At 39.8% G+C, this 15,849-nt stretch carries 13 protein-coding genes, 20 tRNA genes and 2 rRNA genes; 30 read left to right on the plus strand and 5 right to left on the minus strand.

The window, feature by feature from the left end:
• The 23 genes from FAR12_RS14395 to FAR12_RS14505 all read left to right on the plus strand — a co-directional run.
• A 23S ribosomal RNA gene (locus FAR12_RS14395) occupies window positions 1-120 on the plus strand; the annotation flags it as partial.
• Between the two features lie 211 nt (window positions 121-331).
• A 5S ribosomal RNA gene (gene rrf, locus FAR12_RS14400) occupies window positions 332-448 on the plus strand.
• A 21-nt stretch (window positions 449-469) separates the two neighbouring features.
• Window positions 470-545 (plus strand) — tRNA-Val (locus FAR12_RS14405).
• 75 nt (window positions 546-620) lie between these two features.
• Window positions 621-696, plus strand: a tRNA-Thr gene (locus tag FAR12_RS14410).
• Between the two features lie 36 nt (window positions 697-732).
• Window positions 733-808, plus strand: a tRNA-Lys gene (locus FAR12_RS14415).
• 20 nt (window positions 809-828) lie between these two features.
• Window positions 829-913, plus strand: a tRNA-Leu gene (locus tag FAR12_RS14420).
• Between the two features lie 19 nt (window positions 914-932).
• Window positions 933-1,007, plus strand: a tRNA-Gly gene (locus FAR12_RS14425).
• A gap of 7 nt (window positions 1,008-1,014) precedes the next feature.
• Window positions 1,015-1,103 (plus strand) — tRNA-Leu (locus FAR12_RS14430).
• A 68-nt stretch (window positions 1,104-1,171) separates the two neighbouring features.
• A tRNA-Arg gene (locus FAR12_RS14435) sits at window positions 1,172-1,248 on the plus strand.
• An 8-nt stretch (window positions 1,249-1,256) separates the two neighbouring features.
• Window positions 1,257-1,333 (plus strand) — tRNA-Pro (locus tag FAR12_RS14440).
• Between the two features lie 22 nt (window positions 1,334-1,355).
• Window positions 1,356-1,428, plus strand: a tRNA-Ala gene (locus tag FAR12_RS14445).
• Window positions 1,429-1,456: 28 nt separating this feature from the next.
• Window positions 1,457-1,533, plus strand: a tRNA-Met gene (locus FAR12_RS14450).
• Window positions 1,534-1,557: 24 nt separating this feature from the next.
• Window positions 1,558-1,634: transfer RNA gene (locus FAR12_RS14455), tRNA-Ile, on the plus strand.
• A 13-nt stretch (window positions 1,635-1,647) separates the two neighbouring features.
• Window positions 1,648-1,740: transfer RNA gene (locus tag FAR12_RS14460), tRNA-Ser, on the plus strand.
• A gap of 18 nt (window positions 1,741-1,758) precedes the next feature.
• Window positions 1,759-1,832: transfer RNA gene (locus tag FAR12_RS14465), tRNA-Met, on the plus strand.
• A 64-nt stretch (window positions 1,833-1,896) separates the two neighbouring features.
• Window positions 1,897-1,973: transfer RNA gene (locus tag FAR12_RS14470), tRNA-Asp, on the plus strand.
• Window positions 1,974-2,138: 165 nt separating this feature from the next.
• Window positions 2,139-2,211 (plus strand) — tRNA-Phe (locus FAR12_RS14475).
• A gap of 81 nt (window positions 2,212-2,292) precedes the next feature.
• Window positions 2,293-2,366: transfer RNA gene (locus FAR12_RS14480), tRNA-Gly, on the plus strand.
• Between the two features lie 6 nt (window positions 2,367-2,372).
• A tRNA-Ile gene (locus FAR12_RS14485) sits at window positions 2,373-2,449 on the plus strand.
• Window positions 2,450-2,466: 17 nt separating this feature from the next.
• Window positions 2,467-2,541 (plus strand) — tRNA-Asn (locus tag FAR12_RS14490).
• 5 nt (window positions 2,542-2,546) lie between these two features.
• Window positions 2,547-2,637 (plus strand) — tRNA-Ser (locus FAR12_RS14495).
• A 4-nt stretch (window positions 2,638-2,641) separates the two neighbouring features.
• Window positions 2,642-2,713, plus strand: a tRNA-Glu gene (locus FAR12_RS14500).
• A 160-nt stretch (window positions 2,714-2,873) separates the two neighbouring features.
• Window positions 2,874-3,302 (plus strand): DUF1801 domain-containing protein, encoded by a 429-nt coding sequence (locus FAR12_RS14505; protein WP_126409445.1) that lies wholly within the window; start codon window positions 2,874-2,876, stop codon window positions 3,300-3,302.
• A 54-nt stretch (window positions 3,303-3,356) separates the two neighbouring features.
• On the opposite strand, the gene FAR12_RS14510 is transcribed toward FAR12_RS14505, so the two are convergent.
• On the minus strand, window positions 3,357-4,292 hold the full coding sequence (locus FAR12_RS14510; protein ID WP_126409447.1) for a 1,4-dihydroxy-2-naphthoate polyprenyltransferase: 936 nt from the start codon (window positions 4,290-4,292) through the stop codon (window positions 3,357-3,359).
• A 408-nt stretch (window positions 4,293-4,700) separates the two neighbouring features.
• Between FAR12_RS14510 and FAR12_RS14515 the strand changes: the two genes are divergently transcribed.
• From FAR12_RS14515 to FAR12_RS14535, 5 genes are all read left to right on the plus strand, one after another.
• Window positions 4,701-6,110 (plus strand): isochorismate synthase, encoded by a 1,410-nt coding sequence (locus FAR12_RS14515; RefSeq protein ID WP_246010402.1) that lies wholly within the window; start codon window positions 4,701-4,703, stop codon window positions 6,108-6,110.
• Window positions 6,107-7,852: a 2-succinyl-5-enolpyruvyl-6-hydroxy-3-cyclohexene-1-carboxylic-acid synthase gene (gene menD / locus FAR12_RS14520; protein ID WP_126409449.1), complete on the plus strand. Its 1,746-nt coding sequence runs from the start codon at window positions 6,107-6,109 to the stop codon at window positions 7,850-7,852. The genes FAR12_RS14515 and menD overlap by 4 nt, the downstream gene beginning before the upstream one ends.
• Before the next feature lie 6 nt (window positions 7,853-7,858).
• Window positions 7,859-8,665 (plus strand): 2-succinyl-6-hydroxy-2,4-cyclohexadiene-1-carboxylate synthase, encoded by an 807-nt coding sequence (menH, locus tag FAR12_RS14525; protein WP_126409451.1) that lies wholly within the window; start codon window positions 7,859-7,861, stop codon window positions 8,663-8,665.
• Window positions 8,666-8,699: 34 nt separating this feature from the next.
• Complete coding sequence (gene menB, locus FAR12_RS14530; RefSeq protein ID WP_126409453.1) at window positions 8,700-9,518, plus strand: 1,4-dihydroxy-2-naphthoyl-CoA synthase; 819 nt, start codon at window positions 8,700-8,702, stop codon at window positions 9,516-9,518.
• 78 nt (window positions 9,519-9,596) lie between these two features.
• A complete protein-coding gene (locus FAR12_RS14535) occupies window positions 9,597-11,060 on the plus strand; it encodes an o-succinylbenzoate--CoA ligase (protein WP_126409455.1) in 1,464 nt (487 codons plus the stop codon).
• Window positions 11,061-11,264: 204 nt separating this feature from the next.
• Here the strand turns inward: FAR12_RS14535 and FAR12_RS14540 are convergent, their stop codons facing one another.
• A complete protein-coding gene (locus FAR12_RS14540) occupies window positions 11,265-12,281 on the minus strand; it encodes a metal ABC transporter solute-binding protein, Zn/Mn family (RefSeq protein ID WP_170972215.1) in 1,017 nt (338 codons plus the stop codon).
• Between the two features lie 189 nt (window positions 12,282-12,470).
• Here FAR12_RS14540 and FAR12_RS14545 point away from each other — a divergent pair, with 189 nt between their 5' ends.
• The gene (locus tag FAR12_RS14545) at window positions 12,471-13,031 is read left to right on the plus strand and encodes a beta-class carbonic anhydrase (protein ID WP_126409457.1); all 561 of its coding nucleotides are present in this window, start codon (window positions 12,471-12,473) and stop codon (window positions 13,029-13,031) included.
• Between the two features lie 192 nt (window positions 13,032-13,223).
• Here the strand turns inward: FAR12_RS14545 and yidD are convergent, their stop codons facing one another.
• The gene (gene yidD / locus FAR12_RS14550; RefSeq protein WP_126409459.1) at window positions 13,224-13,457 is read right to left on the minus strand and encodes a membrane protein insertion efficiency factor YidD; all 234 of its coding nucleotides are present in this window, start codon (window positions 13,455-13,457) and stop codon (window positions 13,224-13,226) included.
• Window positions 13,458-13,615: 158 nt separating this feature from the next.
• Between yidD and FAR12_RS14555 the strand changes: the two genes are divergently transcribed.
• The gene (locus FAR12_RS14555; protein WP_126409461.1) at window positions 13,616-14,089 is read left to right on the plus strand and encodes an S-ribosylhomocysteine lyase; all 474 of its coding nucleotides are present in this window, start codon (window positions 13,616-13,618) and stop codon (window positions 14,087-14,089) included.
• A gap of 93 nt (window positions 14,090-14,182) precedes the next feature.
• Here the strand turns inward: FAR12_RS14555 and cls are convergent, their stop codons facing one another.
• Both cls and ytzI read right to left on the minus strand, forming a co-directional pair.
• Complete coding sequence (cls, locus tag FAR12_RS14560; protein ID WP_126409463.1) at window positions 14,183-15,631, minus strand: cardiolipin synthase; 1,449 nt, start codon at window positions 15,629-15,631, stop codon at window positions 14,183-14,185.
• A 13-nt stretch (window positions 15,632-15,644) separates the two neighbouring features.
• Window positions 15,645-15,809, minus strand: a complete 165-nt coding sequence (gene ytzI, locus FAR12_RS14565; protein ID WP_126409465.1) for a YtzI protein — start codon at window positions 15,807-15,809, stop codon at window positions 15,645-15,647.
• Window positions 15,810-15,849 lie beyond the last annotated feature (40 nt).

Genomic DNA, 15,849 nt, shown 5'->3' on the forward strand with positions numbered 1-15,849 from the left:
GAGATTTCCCATAGCGTAAGCTAGTAAGAACCCTGAAAGATGATCAGGTTGATAGGTCAGAGGTGGAAGCGCGGTGACGTGTGGAGCTGACTGATACTAATCGTTCGAGGACTTAACCAAATAGATTACAACGTAATTCTTCTTCTTCAGCATTATCTAGTTTTGAAGGAATAAAGCTTTTTCACGACAGTGAAAATAACTGTCCTTAGTATTTTGCGTAAGAGAAATAGGTTTCTATTATATTTTTACGATTGTAAAAATATCTTCAAAATCTCTCTTGAAAAAATACAATAAACCGTTATAATAGAATTTGTCTTGATAATTTAATAGGTCCGGTGACGATAGCGAGAAGGTCACACCCGTTCCCATACCGAACACGGAAGTTAAGCTTCTCAGCGCCAATGGTAGTTAGGGGCTGTCCCCTTGTGAGAGTAGGACGTTGCCGGGCTTTAAGATAAATTTTAAATATGGAGGATTAGCTCAGCTGGGAGAGCACCTGCCTTACAAGCAGGGGGTCGGCGGTTCGATCCCGTCATCCTCCACCAATGCTTTTTACCGAACGTAGTGAGGTAAAATAGCTTTCCTTAATTTCGCGCTAGCGAAAATATTTCTCCTTATTTGCCGGCCTAGCTCAATTGGTAGAGCAACTGACTTGTAATCAGTAGGTTGGGGGTTCAAGTCCTCTGGCCGGCACCAGATTTTTTTCGTAATCACGAAAAAAAATCCTTGTACGAGCCATTAGCTCAGTCGGTAGAGCATCTGACTTTTAATCAGAGGGTCGAAGGTTCGAGTCCTTCATGGCTCACCATTTTTTTATAAAACTTATATGCGGGTGTGGCGGAATTGGCAGACGCACTAGACTTAGGATCTAGCGCCGCAAGGCGTGGGGGTTCGACTCCCTTCACCCGCACCAAGTTTTTTTATGCCATGTTGCGGAAGTAGTTCAGTGGTAGAACACCACCTTGCCAAGGTGGGGGTCGCGGGTTCGAATCCCGTCTTCCGCTCCAACAGTTAGCCGGGGTGGCGGAACTGGCAGACGCACAGGACTTAAAATCCTGCGGTAGGTGACTACCGTACCGGTTCGATTCCGGTCCTCGGCACCAAGTTTTTTTCGCGCTAGCGAAAATAAACTTCCTTAATTTTAATTTGCATTACCAAAATTATAAATCATGCGCCCGTAGCTCAATTGGATAGAGCGTTTGACTACGGATCAAAAGGTTAGGGGTTCGACTCCTCTCGGGCGCGCCATATTATTTCGGGAAGTAGCTCAGCTTGGTAGAGCACTTGGTTTGGGACCAAGGGGTCGCAGGTTCGAATCCTGTCTTCCCGACCATTTTCTCAGTAGTTCACAATATGGGGCCTTAGCTCAGCTGGGAGAGCGCCTGCCTTGCACGCAGGAGGTCAGCGGTTCGATCCCGCTAGGCTCCACTTATTTTTTAATATCTTAAACATATTTGGCGGTGTAGCTCAGCTGGCTAGAGCATTCGGTTCATACCCGAAAGGTCGTGGGTTCGACTCCCTCCGCCGCTACCATTTTTATTATAGGTTTAGGTACCTGGACCTTTAGCTCAGCTGGTTAGAGCAGACGGCTCATAACCGTCCGGTCGTAGGTTCGAGTCCTACAAGGTCCACCATGATTTTTAATACGGAGGAATACCCAAGTCCGGCTGAAGGGATCGGTCTTGAAAACCGACAGGCGGGTCAAACCGCGCAGGGGTTCGAATCCCCTTTCCTCCTCCATTTTTTAAATAATATTATCGCGGGGTGGAGCAGTCTGGTAGCTCGTCGGGCTCATAACCCGAAGGTCGCAGGTTCAAATCCTGTCCCCGCAATCGATTTTTCTTTAAGTCGAAAAAACAGAGGTAAGTTATTTTCTTCTTACGTCGAAAAAACTTTGGTCCGGTAGTTCAGTTGGTTAGAATGCCTGCCTGTCACGCAGGAGGTCGCGGGTTCGAGTCCCGTCCGGACCGCCATTTTCTTTTAATACATATATGGCTCAGTAGCTCAGTCGGTAGAGCACGATGAATCAGCTACTGTGAAAATGCATCCAGCATACTCATCGAAATGCATCTTGAATAAGCTTTCTGAGATGAGGATGAAGGACAAGCAGTATGTATGTTTAGGAAAAAAATTTATATGGCTCAGTAGCTCAGTCGGTAGAGCAAAGGACTGAAAATCCTTGTGTCGGCGGTTCGATTCCGTCCTGAGCCATCCAAGCTTTTTACGAGCAAAGCAAAGTAAAATAGGTTTCAACTTATCTTTTACAAGCGAAGCGAAGTAAAATAGCTGTATGCGGGTGTAGTTTAATGGTAAAACCACAGCCTTCCAAGCTGTTGTCGTGGGTTCGATTCCCATCACCCGCTCCAAAATATGGGCCTATAGCTCAGCTGGTTAGAGCGCACGCCTGATAAGCGTGAGGTCGATGGTTCGAGTCCATTTAGGCCCACCATATTTTGTTTTTATTATTCCGCGGTAGCTCAGTGGTAGAGCAATCGGCTGTTAACCGATCGGTCGTAGGTTCGAGTCCTACCCGCGGAGCCATACATGGGGAAGTACTCAAGAGGCTGAAGAGGCGCCCCTGCTAAGGGTGTAGGTCGGGTAACCGGCGCGAGGGTTCAAATCCCTCCTTCTCCGCCATGTAGGCCCCTTGGTCAAGCGGTTAAGACACCGCCCTTTCACGGCGGTAACACGGGTTCGAATCCCGTAGGGGTCATAAAAAAAGCTGTTGACAATAAGTCAGCAGTTTTTTTTATTGTCTAAAATTAAGAAGGAAACTTTAAGATAGATATAGAACTAATGATAGGAACTTATAAATTCAGATGATTTCGTATAGAATGGTGAGGAAATCAGTACGTACATAAGGGGCGAAGAGTATGTATGAATTAAAAACAAAAGAAACTGATAATAGTGTTTTGGAATTTATCGAGAATGTTGAAAACCTAAAAAAGAAAGAAGATGCTTATCGCTTATTGGATATTTTTACGGAAGTAACTGGCTATGAGGCGAAAATGTGGGGACCAACTATTATAGGTTTTGGAACATATCATTATAAATATGCTTCAGGTCATGAGGGCGACGCTCCATTAGTTGGTTTTTCTCCTCGCAAGGCGAAGATTAGTTTATACTTTGCACCAGGTGATACACAAAGAGAAGAGCTGCTTGAGAGATTTGGAAAGTATACAACAGGCAAAGCTTGTGTGTACATCAACAAAGTAGCAGATATTGATGTGGATGTTTTAAAAGAATTAATTATTCAATCGGTAAAATATTTAAGGGAATTGTATCCTTCTACAGACATATAAGTTTATGACAGTAACAAAAAGAGGTGGATCCAATTTGGGATCCACCTCTTTTCATTACTTAATAAAATAATCCAAGAACAAACCAATCGATAATAAGAAACCGAAGATGGTATTTGTTTGAGCCGTTGCTTTCATTGCTGGCATCATTTGAATTGGCACGGTTTTTCCGACAAAGCCTTTCGTTGCCTTAATAGCTTTTGGAATACTTAGGACGACAATTGCTAACCATGCTGAAGAATAACCAAGTAACATTAAACTGAAAATCCAAGCATATGAAACGATGAACATTCCAGCTAATAAATAGATAGCATTTTTTCTACCTAAGAGAATAGCAAGCGTTTTGCGTCCGAATTCTTTATCCCCATCTAAATCACGAATATTATTAGATAAGAGGATTGCACCGACAAGGATAAAAATCGGAACAGAGACCAATACACTTGTAGTTGTTACGGTACCAACTTGAATATAAAAACTAATCAAAATGATTCCCATACCCATAAAGAAGCCTGCAAAGATTTCTCCAAATGGTGTATATGCAATTGGAAGTGGACCACCGGTGTAAAGATAGCCGATAATCATACAGAATAATCCGATCGCGGCTAGCCACCAAGATGATTGCATGCAAATATAGACACCAATCAAAATGGAAATACCGTAGAGGCCAAGTGCACTCTGCATTATTGTACGTGGTTTAACACCGTCTCGTACAATTGTCCCGCCTATTCCAACGGATTCTTCGTTGTCTAAGCCTCGTTTATAATCGTAGTACTCATTGAACATGTTTGTAGCAGCTTGAATCAGTAAGCTAGCTAATAGCATTGCAAAAAACAATCCGAAATGGATAGTTGTTTCGTGTATCGCTAATGCCGTTCCAAGCAATACTGGAACAAACGCAGCAGTTAATGTATGCGGTCGAGTAAGTTTCCACCATACTTTCCAGCCTTTATTTTGAGCTAGAGGTGAATAACTTGAACTTGTCTCTGGTTGCATATATTTCTCCCCCTCCATAAACAATAAATATCTCTATAGTAATAAGATATATCATAACATCGTGGATAACTCCAAATACCAGTTTAGGCAAACAAAGAAAGGGTGTCAATGTCTTTTTACAGTTATTACAGGACAGAATTACCATCTATGGGGAATGCATCTTGAATAGCTAAATGTCATCGATAATATAATAAGGAAAATACTAGTGTTACTGTGACTGGAGTCATTGACATTTCAATCCATTGAGGTGTATTTTAGAAGAAGTTTGTAAACTAGATATTAAGGGTAAAGACTGTTATTATTTTTATGTATGAGAATTGTTTCTATAGACTTCTTTAAATAGATGTTAGTCATTTGGCACTATCTCAACTTGTGAATGATAAGGGCCTTTTTAATGGAGGGGATTTTTTGGTTACCATCATGGAAACAGAGCTGAAAAAAGGGATCAAAGAAGCGATAGAGAAATCGAAAAAGAGCTTGATGCCCGTTTTAGTCAGTGAAGTTCAAAAAATAGATCATATAGAGCCTCTATCTTTTTTTGCAGTGGGAAAAGAGAATTATTTAGGTGAACGTTTTTTTTGGAAGGATCCAACGGACACAATGTTTCTTGTTGGCATAGGAGTATGCCATCAGATTCAATCTGGGGAAGTGGATAACCGTTTCAATCAAGTGGAAGACCAATGGAATCAGTTATTGAAAGAAGCAATCATTATAAAAGATGAAGAGCAAAAAGCTACAGGTCCTATCATGTTTGGGGGCTTTTCCTTTGATCCGTTAAAAAAGAAAACGTCTTTATGGTCAAAATATGCTGATTCGCTATTTCATGTACCTAAGTACCTACTGTCAATTGTGGAAGGAAAAACGTTTTTGACAACAAACATTGTTTGTACACAGTATGATGATTCCTCCATTTTCGAACAGACAATCGTTGAAAGGCAAGCACTTGTTTCAAAGGCTTCAAAGGCTATTAAATCCCATGCTTCGATGCTTGTCGAGGAACAAGAAGTGGTCGATCCAGAAGAATGGAAACAAACCGTTCGTGACCTTGTTCGTGATTTAAAAAATGGCGAGTTAAAGAAGGCTGTTTTGGCTCGAGAGCTTCGTCTAATTTTTCAGGATGCAGTACTAGTAGAAAGCGTTCTTGAGCAATTGCTTCAGGAGCAGAAAGAAAGCTTTACTTTTGCTTTTGAATCAAATGGAGATTGTTTTGTAGGTGCTTCTCCAGAGAGACTTGTCAAAAAAGATGGAAATCAGCTTTTTTCTACTTGCTTAGCCGGTTCAATAGCGAGAGGAAAAACGGAGAAGGAAGATAAACAATTAGGCGATCAACTTTTAAATGACGCGAAAAATTTAAAAGAGCATTTATATGTAGTTGAAATGATTAAGGAAGCAATGGAGAAAGTTTGTGATGCGGTCAAGCTTCCTAGTCGACCGTCATTAATGAAAATGAGAGATATTCAACATTTATATACACCGGTTGTTGGGTTCTCAAAGGATGAGAGTTCAGTTCTTCAGGTAGTTGACTTTTTACATCCAACACCAGCGCTTGGAGGTCTTCCCCAAAGACAGGCTGTGGAAAAAATAAGAGAAATCGAAAATCTCGATCGTGGTTATTACGCTGCACCAGTGGGCTGGTTGGATTATGAGGGGAATGGAGAGTTCGCTGTAGCAATTCGTTCTGCTCTTATACAAGGAAATGAAGCATCCCTTTTTGCAGGGTGTGGTATTGTTCAGGATTCGGATGCGGAAAGTGAATACGTAGAAACAAAAATCAAGTTTCGTCCTATGCTTTCTGCTCTTGGAGGTTTGAAGAGATGAATCATCAAGAAGCATTAACTTCTTATATTGCAGCATTTGTTGCTGAGTTAGTACAAACAGGAATTACTGATGTAGTCGTTAGTCCCGGTTCTAGATCAACCCCAATGGCGATGGTAATGGCTGAGCATCCTGACCTTAACGTTCATATTAACGTAGATGAGCGCTCAGCCGCTTTTTTTGCATTAGGTATGGCAAAGGCATCTGGCCACCCGGTTGCCCTTCTATGTACATCAGGAACAGCGGCAGCCAATTACTATCCAGCGGTTGTTGAGGCTTATTATTCACGAGTTCCTCTAATAGTCTTAACTGCGGACAGGCCACATGAATTACGAGACGTAGGGGCACCTCAAGCGATTGACCAAATTCATTTATATGGAAAACATGCGAAATGGTTTGTGGAAATGCCAATTCCAGAGAAGTCTGATGAAATGGAACGCTATGTTCGCAGTGTATGTGCAAGGGCAGCTGCAACTGCTCAAGCAGCTCCTGCGGGACCTGTCCATTTGAATTTTCCGTTCAGGGAACCATTAGTTCCGAATCTGGAAAAAGAGGATCTTTTTACACTGAAGTCCCGTGAGGCTGGCTATGTTGCGATTGAGCAAGGCGTTCCTACTTTACATACTACTCAAATTGAAAAAATAGGGGAACAATTAAAGAGACATCAAAATGGGATCATTGTTTGTGGTTCTTTAGAGGAAGACGGCTTTGCTGATGCAGTCGTAGCGCTATCAAATCATTTACAGTTTCCGATTATCGCTGATCCATTATCACAATTACGAAGTGGCAAGCATGATGGTACGAATATAATTGATACATATGATACGTTCTTAAGAAATGAAGATGCAAAGAAGGCCTTAAAACCAGAGGTTATCATTCGTTTCGGTGCGATGCCGATTTCCAAAGCCCTGACAATCTTTATGAAAGAAAATCAGGATGCTGAACAATGGATCATTGATGGTGGTGCTGGTTGGAGAGACCCATCTTTGCTTTCTACCTCCATGATTTATTGTAATGAAAAGAGCTTTTGTGATGCGATTTCGTCCCATGTTGGCGTGCGTCCTGTTAGTGATTATCTAAATAAATGGCGAGAAGTTAATGCCTTTACGAAAGAAAACTTAATGAAAATCAGAGAAACGTCTGAGCTGAGTGAAGGAAGACTTTTTCATCTCCTTTCAGACATGCTCCCAGAAGGTGCAACATTATTTGTTGGAAATAGTATGCCCATCCGTGACGTAGATTCTTTCTTTCATTTTAATGAAAAGTCGATAAAAATTATGGCAAATCGTGGTGCTAATGGTATAGACGGAACGATTTCAACAGCTTTAGGAGCTTCAACCGTTCTTCAACCTCTTTACCTAGTTGTCGGAGATTTAACCTTTTTCCATGATCTCAATGGGTTGATGGCGGCAAAGCTGTATAACTTAAACATCAAAATTATCGTGATTAATAATAATGGTGGTGGCATTTTCTCCTTCCTACCACAGTCTAATCATCCGAAAAATTTTGAAAAGCTCTTTGGTACCCCGCTTGATTTGAAATTTGAGCATGCCATTCATATGTATAATGGTACTTATGACTTGATCACAGATTGGAACCACTTTACTTCCTCTTTTGTGCAAAATTTGGAGAATGATGGCTTATCAGTTATGGAGATTACGACAAATCGTGACACGAATTTAAAAGAACATCGAGATTTGTGGAATTTTGTTTCCCAGGAAATAAGTCGACTTTTGAAAGGGTGACAGATCATGAGACATGTAATAGACGGCATTCGCTATAACGTCGAAACATTTGGTGACGGGTTTCCCGTAATTTTGCTACATGGATTTACAGGAGATGTGTCGACATGGAGGCCTTTTTTCGAAACATGGGGAGAACACTCGAAAGTGATCGCTGTGGACTTAATAGGTCATGGAAAGACGGAAGCTCCAGATGATGTTGAAAGATATAAAATGCTGTCTGTTGTAGATGATTTGTTTCTTTTAATGGAGAAATTAAAGATCGCAAAGGCTGATATTGTCGGATATTCGATGGGGGGAAGACTTGCTCTTTCCTTCGCTGCAAAATATCCGACAAAGGTTCGGAAACTGGTATTAGAAAGTTCGTCTCCCGGATTACACTCTGATGAGGAGCGGAAAAAACGGATCGAACAAGACACCAGGCTTGCCGCCTTCATTGAGGAAAATGGAATGGAGAACTTTGTCGATTATTGGGAGAACATTCCTTTATTTGAAAGTCAGAAGGAACTTCCAAAGGAAGTACAAAATAGTATAAGAGAACAAAGGTTAACAAACTCTATCATAGGTTTGTCGAATAGTCTTATCGGGATGGGGACCGGTGCTCAGCCATCATGGTGGCAAGAACTATCGGACCTTAAGGTGGACACGCTTCTACTTACCGGCTCCTTAGATCGAAAGTTTTGTCAGATTGCGGAACGAATGAAAGAAAGTCTTGAAAATTCTCAATGGATAACAGTACAGGGAAGCGGCCATGCAATTCATGTGGAGAATAGTGAAAAATTTGGTACAATAGTAAGTAGATATTTGTCAAATTGATAAATACAAGCATATTACTTAGGGAGGTTCTAAAATGTCAGTAGAATGGGTTGCAGGACGTCAGTATGAAGAAATTATGTATGAAACATATAACGGAATTGCAAAAATCACGATTAACCGTCCACATGTACATAATGCTTTTACACCAAAAACGGTTATGGAATTGATGGATGCGTTCGCGAATGCACGTGACGATTCTAACGTTGGAGTAATCGTTTTAACAGGTGCTGGAGATAAAGCATTCTGTTCTGGAGGAGACCAAAAGGTTCGTGGTCATGGTGGCTACGTAGGTGATGACCAAATTCCACGCTTAAATGTTCTTGATCTTCAACGCTTAATTCGTGTCATTCCAAAACCAGTTATCGCTATGGTTAAAGGATATGCAATTGGTGGAGGTCATGTCTTACATATCGTATGTGACTTAACAATTGCGGCAGATAATGCAGTGTTTGGTCAAACAGGTCCAAATGTAGGAAGCTTCGATGCTGGTTACGGTTCTGGCTATTTAGCGAGAATTGTTGGTCATAAAAAAGCTCGTGAAATTTGGTTCTTATGTCGTCAATATAATGCTCAAGAAGCATTGGACATGGGATTAGTTAACACTGTTGTACCATTAGAAAAAGTGGAAGAGGAAACGATTCAGTGGTGTAATGAAATCCTTGAAAAGTCTCCAACAGCACTTCGCTTCTTAAAGGCAGCAATGAATGCTGATACAGATGGACTCGCTGGACTTCAACAGTTCGCTGGAGATGCAACTCTTCTTTACTACACATCTGATGAAGCGAAAGAAGGAAGAGATGCGTTTAAAGAAAAGCGTAAGCCGGACTTTGGACAATTCCCTCGTTTCCCTTGATTTAAACACATATATGCTTACGACAGCTTGATGAAGTCATCAAGCTGTTTACTTTTATAAGAACAGCTGGTGAATAAAATGAACAATCAAACGATCCCGAATCCACTGCTAAAGCGTGTTTCATTAACGCCACATCGTTCGGCGATTCAATTTGAAAATCGGACATATACCTTTCAAGAGATTTACGAGCTCTCTTTTCAGATGGCAGGGCACCTGCAAGGTCTAGGTGTTAAGAAAGGTTCTTATGTTTCGGTATTATTAAGAAATCATATTGATACTGCGGTTGTACTGCTTTCTTTACAGCTACTAGGTGGTATAGCTGTTATCTTAAATAATCGTTTAACTTCAGAAGAACTTGCTTTTCAAATAGATGATTCCAAATCTATGCTTTTAATTACAGAAGATAGCTTTATGGAAAAGGTGGAAGATTTGGAAAAGGTGGTTTCGATTGTACGGAAGGAAAGTATGGAAAATACTCCTTTTGATGAGCCACATCTTGTGAAAGAAATTGCTTTAGATGATATTTGTACGGTGATGTATACGTCTGGAACAACAGGGAACCCAAAAGGTGTCTTACAAACGTACGGTAATCATTGGTGGAGTGCAACTGGTTCTGCGTTGAATTTGGGACTTTTAGAAGAAGATTGCTGGTTATGCTCTGTCCCGATGTTTCATATTAGTGGCTACTCTATTCTTATGAAAAGCATTATTTATGGAATGCGCATGATTCTTCAACAAAACTTTGATGCTAAAGAGACAATCAAAGTTATAAATGAAGAAAAAGTAACGATTATGTCGATTGTTACGACCATGTTAACGAGAGTGATAGAGGAATTGGGAGAGAATAGCTTAGGGGCATCTTTCCGCTGCATGCTATCCGGTGGAGGACCTGTTCCAATACCTTTATTAGAAAAGTGTGTAGAGAAGAATGTTCCGGTCTATCAAACATATGGAATGACAGAAACGTCTTCGCAAATTGTCACCTTATCTCCTGAATTTAGCATTAAGAAACTTGGTTCTGCCGGGAAGCCATTGTTTCCGTCTCAGTTAAAGATTGTTGATGCTGTAGGAAATGATGTGGGTGCTCTAGAGTCAGGGGAAATTGTTGTCAAAGGCCCGAATGTTACACCAGGTTATCTTAATCGAGATGAAGTACTGAGCGATGGATGGCTTAAAACTGGAGATATCGGTTATGTAGATGAAGAAGGCTTCCTTTATGTCCAGGACCGCCGTTCTGATTTGATTATTTCAGGTGGAGAGAATATTTATCCAGCTGAGATTGAAGGAATTTTAACCGCGTATTCCGATATTTTAGACGCAGGAGTTATAGGGGTGGATGATGAAGAATGGGGCCAGGTGCCCGCTGCCTTTATCGTAAGTAAGGAACCATTACGCGAAAAAGATATTATCGAATTTTGTACGAAAAAATTAGCGAAATATAAACTCCCAAAGAAATTCTATTTTGTCGAAGAAATTCCTCGAAATGCGTCACGAAAATTGTTACGAAGAGAACTACGAAAAATGTATGAGGAATTGCAATAGTACATTTGCATGTAGAAGTAGTTTAAAGTAGCGAATTTCGGGAAAGAGAATGAATAGTTCGCTTTGGTTGGTCACAGAACAAGGGGTTTTTAGAATCTAGAACCTGCTGTATTTCATGTGGACAAGAGTCCTCAGGCAAAACCTCAATTGAAGGCCAGAACGCGAAAAAGAAGCCCAATTAGGGCTTCTTTTTTGTAAGTACAATTATTTAGACAATCCCGTTTCTAACGCTTTAAGGTTATCCTCCATAATAGAGAAATAGGTGCGCTCCTTCTGGATATCATCTTCTGTTAAAACAGATAAGTTATGGAGTACTAAAGGCTCTGCATCCATTTCTTCCTGAACAATGTCAGCTAATTTGGAGCTTACATTTTGTTCGAAAAAGATATATCTAAGATTATGTTCCTTTGCAGTTGAGATGATTTCTTTCAATTCTTTCTGAGTCGGCTCATCTGATGAAGACATTCCAGAAATGCTTAGCTGCTCAATCCCATAACGTTTTTCCCAATAGCCATATGCAGCATGAGAAACGATGATCTCTTTTACTTTGGCTTTTTGAGCAAGGTTTGCAAATTGACGATTTATGTCATCTAGCTTATTAAATAGATCCATATAATTTTTCTCAAGTTCTTTTTTATGCTCTGGTAGTTGAGCAACTAGTTCATTCTTGATTGCTTCAGCTAGGCCCTTTGCATAAACTGGGTCTATCCATACATGAGGGTCGATATCGCCATGGTCGTGTCCATCATGAGAGTGTTCGGCTTCTTCATCATGTTCATGCTCATCAGCAGCGTGCTCTTCTTCATCATGTTCATGCTCATCAGCTGCGTGCTCTTCGTCTTCGTGCTCATCTGTCGCAATATCTAGATCTTTTCCAGCTTCTAAAAGAATGACATCCTCGTTTTCAAGGGTTTCTTTGGCATTTTCAACAAAGCCCTCTAAGCCTAATCCGACATAAATAAATAAGTCTGAATCAGCTAGATTGATCATATCCTTCTGGGATGGCTCATACGTATGTTCATCTGAACCAGGAGGATAAATCGTATCTACTGTGACGTATTCTTTTCCGATTTCTTCTGCAAAATATTGTAGTGGGTAAACAGTTGTAGAAATATGTAGTTTACCGTCCGAATCTTTTGGGTTGTCCGCTGAGTTTCCTGTATCACAGCCAGTTAATGCGATAGAGACAAGAAGAAGGACTGTTATTATAATTTTTCTCATGATTTCCTCTCCTTTAATAAACAAGAATAATTACGATTTATGATAAGTGATTAATCCGTAACGATTACGATTTACTTAAGTATCTTATAATATCTGTGTTATAATTGCAAGAAAAAAATTGTGGTATGATGTTTTTAGTATGTGAAGTATGGGTAAAACATATTTCGTAAAGTTAGGAGGACAAACAATATGTTATTAGATGAAATTTTGCAATACAATGAGGAATTTGTGGCAGAAAAAAAATATGAAGAATATTCCACGAACAAATTTCCTAACAAGAGAATGGTGATTTTAACTTGTATGGATACAAGGTTGACTGAGCTTCTTCCGAAAGCATTAAATATCGGGAATGGCGATGTTAAGCTGATCAAAAATGCAGGGGCTCTTGTATCACATCCTTTTGGAAGTATTATGAGAAGTATCCTTGTAGCGGTTTATCAGCTTCAGGCAGATGAAATATTTGTTATTGGCCATCATGATTGTGGCATGTCAGGTATGAAAGCTGAAGACATGATCGATAGTATGAAGGAACGAGGAATCACCGAAGAAACTTTAGAGATGCTTACATATTCAGGGATTGACGTAACGAAATGGCTCCAAGGGTTCCATAACGTCTCAGACAGTGTGAGACACAGTGTTGATATGATCCGAAAGCATCCGCTTATTGCTAAGGATATTCCTGTACATGGACTTGTCATTAATCCAGAAACAGGGAAGCTGGATTTAGTTGCCAGTGGTTATGAAAAGTAATGGTTTTTTTCTCAAACTTTGTTGCTTTTGGAACAAAAAATTAATGAATTAGACTATGTTTTCAATGATAACTAGTCTTAAATCAATGAGAAAAAATATGTAAACTTAGTTAAGAAGCACCAAATGGTTGTTTGTACGTTAAAATCGGCATTAAGATTTTAACAACAATCTATACGAAAACACCCTATATAATTAAGCCTTTGGCTCCTTTTTTTCTGGAACGAGATCCACACCACCTGGATGAAAAGGATGGCATTTCAAGATTCGCTTAATCGTTAACCAACCACCTTTTAGTGGTCCAAAACGGCTTATTGCCTCAATGCCATAATGAGAGCAGGTTGGGTAAAATCTACAGGTTGGGGGCTTGATTGGTGAGATCACTGTTTGATAAAAACGGATAAAGCCAATCATGATTTTCTTTAACATAGGAATCTTCTCGCTTTCAGAACTTTTTATGACTCAAGAGTTACAACTCTTCAAAAAGATATCATATTGTGCTATATTTAGTCTATGAATTGAATTTTAGATTAAATTGATAAGAATACTCGGTTTTAGAGTTTCTTTACAGATGAGGAGTGAAGAATATGCCATCAGTAGAAAGCTTTGAATTAGATCATAATGCCGTAAAAGCACCTTATGTAAGACATTGTGGTGTTCATAAAGTAGGTACAGACGGTGTTGTTAATAAGTTTGATATCCGTTTTTGCCAACCGAATAAACAAGCGATGAAGCCAGACTCGATTCATACATTAGAGCATCTTCTTGCATTTAATATTCGTGAGCATGCAGAGAAGTATGATCATTTTGATATTATCGATATTTCTCCTATGGGCTGTCAAACAGGCTACTATTTAGTCGTTAGTGGGGAACCAACGGTTGAGGAAATCATCGATTTGCTTGAAGATACAATGAAAACTGCTGTAGAAATTGTAGACATTCCAGCTGCGAATGAAAAACAATGTGGCCAAGCAAAGCTTCATGATTTAGAAGGCGCAAAGAAATTAATGCGTTTCTGGCTCCAACAATCAAAAGAAGACTTAAAACAAGTATTTGCATAAAAGTACTTTTCTCAAACATTGTTGTTTTTGAAAGAGCATATTACAGACAAAATTGTGCATAAAAAAAGTCGGCGAAACCTCGCCGACTTTTTATTATAGTATAGGGGACAGTAATCTCGATACAGATTCTTTGAAGCGGATTATGATGGAACGTTTCTGGTAAATGTCTTCTGTCATCTCCCATGATAATTGCATATCATCTAGAAAGCTTTTGGTTAGCTGATGGGAAATATTTTTATCATAAATAAATGCATTTACTTCAAAGTTCAAACGGAAGCTTCGATAATCAATGTTTGCTGTGCCGACCGATGAGATTTCATCATCGACGGTAATCGTCTTAGCATGGATGAAGCCATTGTCATAAATATAGACCTTTGCTCCTGCTTTGAGCATTTCACCAATATAGGAATATGTGGCCCAATAGACAAACATGTGGTCAGGTTTGTTCGGAACCATGATTCGCACATCCACCCCTGATAAGGCAGCAATTCGAAGCGCATCGAGTAGACTTGTATCGGGAATGAAATATGGCGTTTGAATCCAAATCGATTTCTTCGCTGAAGTAATCATTTTGATATATCCATTCTTGATTTGTTCCCATTCAGAATCTGGTCCGGAGGTTACGACTTGAATTCCTACATCACCATCCGAATCGGTTATTGGAAAGAGAGATGATGAATAATGGATATTGTATCTGTGGGATGCTTGGTTCCAATCCAAGATAAATCGAGTTTGTATCGATTGTACCGCACTCCCAATAATGCGAAGATGGGTGTCCCGCCAATAGCCAAACCGTGGGTTCATTCCTAAGTACTCATCGCCCACGTTGAATCCTCCCACATAACCTATTTTTCCATCAATAATCGCTAACTTACGATGATTTCTGAAATTCATCCGTAGATTCATAAGCGGAAACCAAGATGGGAAAAAGGCTTCTACCTCTCCACCAGCAAGCCGTAGTTCTTTAAAAAATCGTTTCGTCATTCGCCTCGAACCAAGATCATCATAAAGGACTCGGACCTTAACGCCTTCCTTGGCTTTTTCAATTAGCGCAGCTAAAAGCTTTTTGCCAATTTGATCTCTTTTTAAGATGTAATATTGTAGGTGAATATGATCGGTGGCGTTTCTAATATCTGTGAAGAGGGATTTAAATTTTTCATTTCCATCTGTAAAAATATCAACATGATTATCTTGCGTTAAAACAGCGTCATTGTTTCGTAAATGCATATATATTAAATCTTGATGGTTTCGTTCAACATCATTGCGATAAGCAAATCTTCCGGTCCCAATATCGAAGAGCTGACCAGATATTTGCTGTGCAATTCCGACCTTTTTCTGTTCATCCCATTGGAACAATTTTTTACGAGAAAGACTTTGACCAAACAAGAGATAAGTTAAGAAGCCTACCCCAGGAACAAAGAAGAGGACTAAGATCCAAGCCCAAGTTGCTCCGGCATCTTTTCGTTCTAGAAAAATGACAATAGTCGCTAAAAACATATTTAGTATAAAAATAAGACCAACTAAGATAGATGTTACACTCATTCAATTTCCTCGCTCATTCGCTAGATTTATCTTTTTCTTCATCCTTTTCGACGTGAGGATTATTTTCGATTGGATCCACGGAATGCTTATAAGAATATGCTTTACTTGTCGTTAAGACAGCTAAAAGTAAGACAACAATCACGATGACGATACAAATAATTAAGACACTTAATAACATAGTATTCCTCCTCTGTTACAAATCAATGAAGAAAATTATT

The sequence above is a fragment of the Bacillus yapensis genome, from assembly GCF_005280205.1.
In the GTDB taxonomy this organism is placed as follows: domain Bacteria; phylum Bacillota; class Bacilli; order Bacillales; family Cytobacillaceae; genus Robertmurraya; species Robertmurraya yapensis.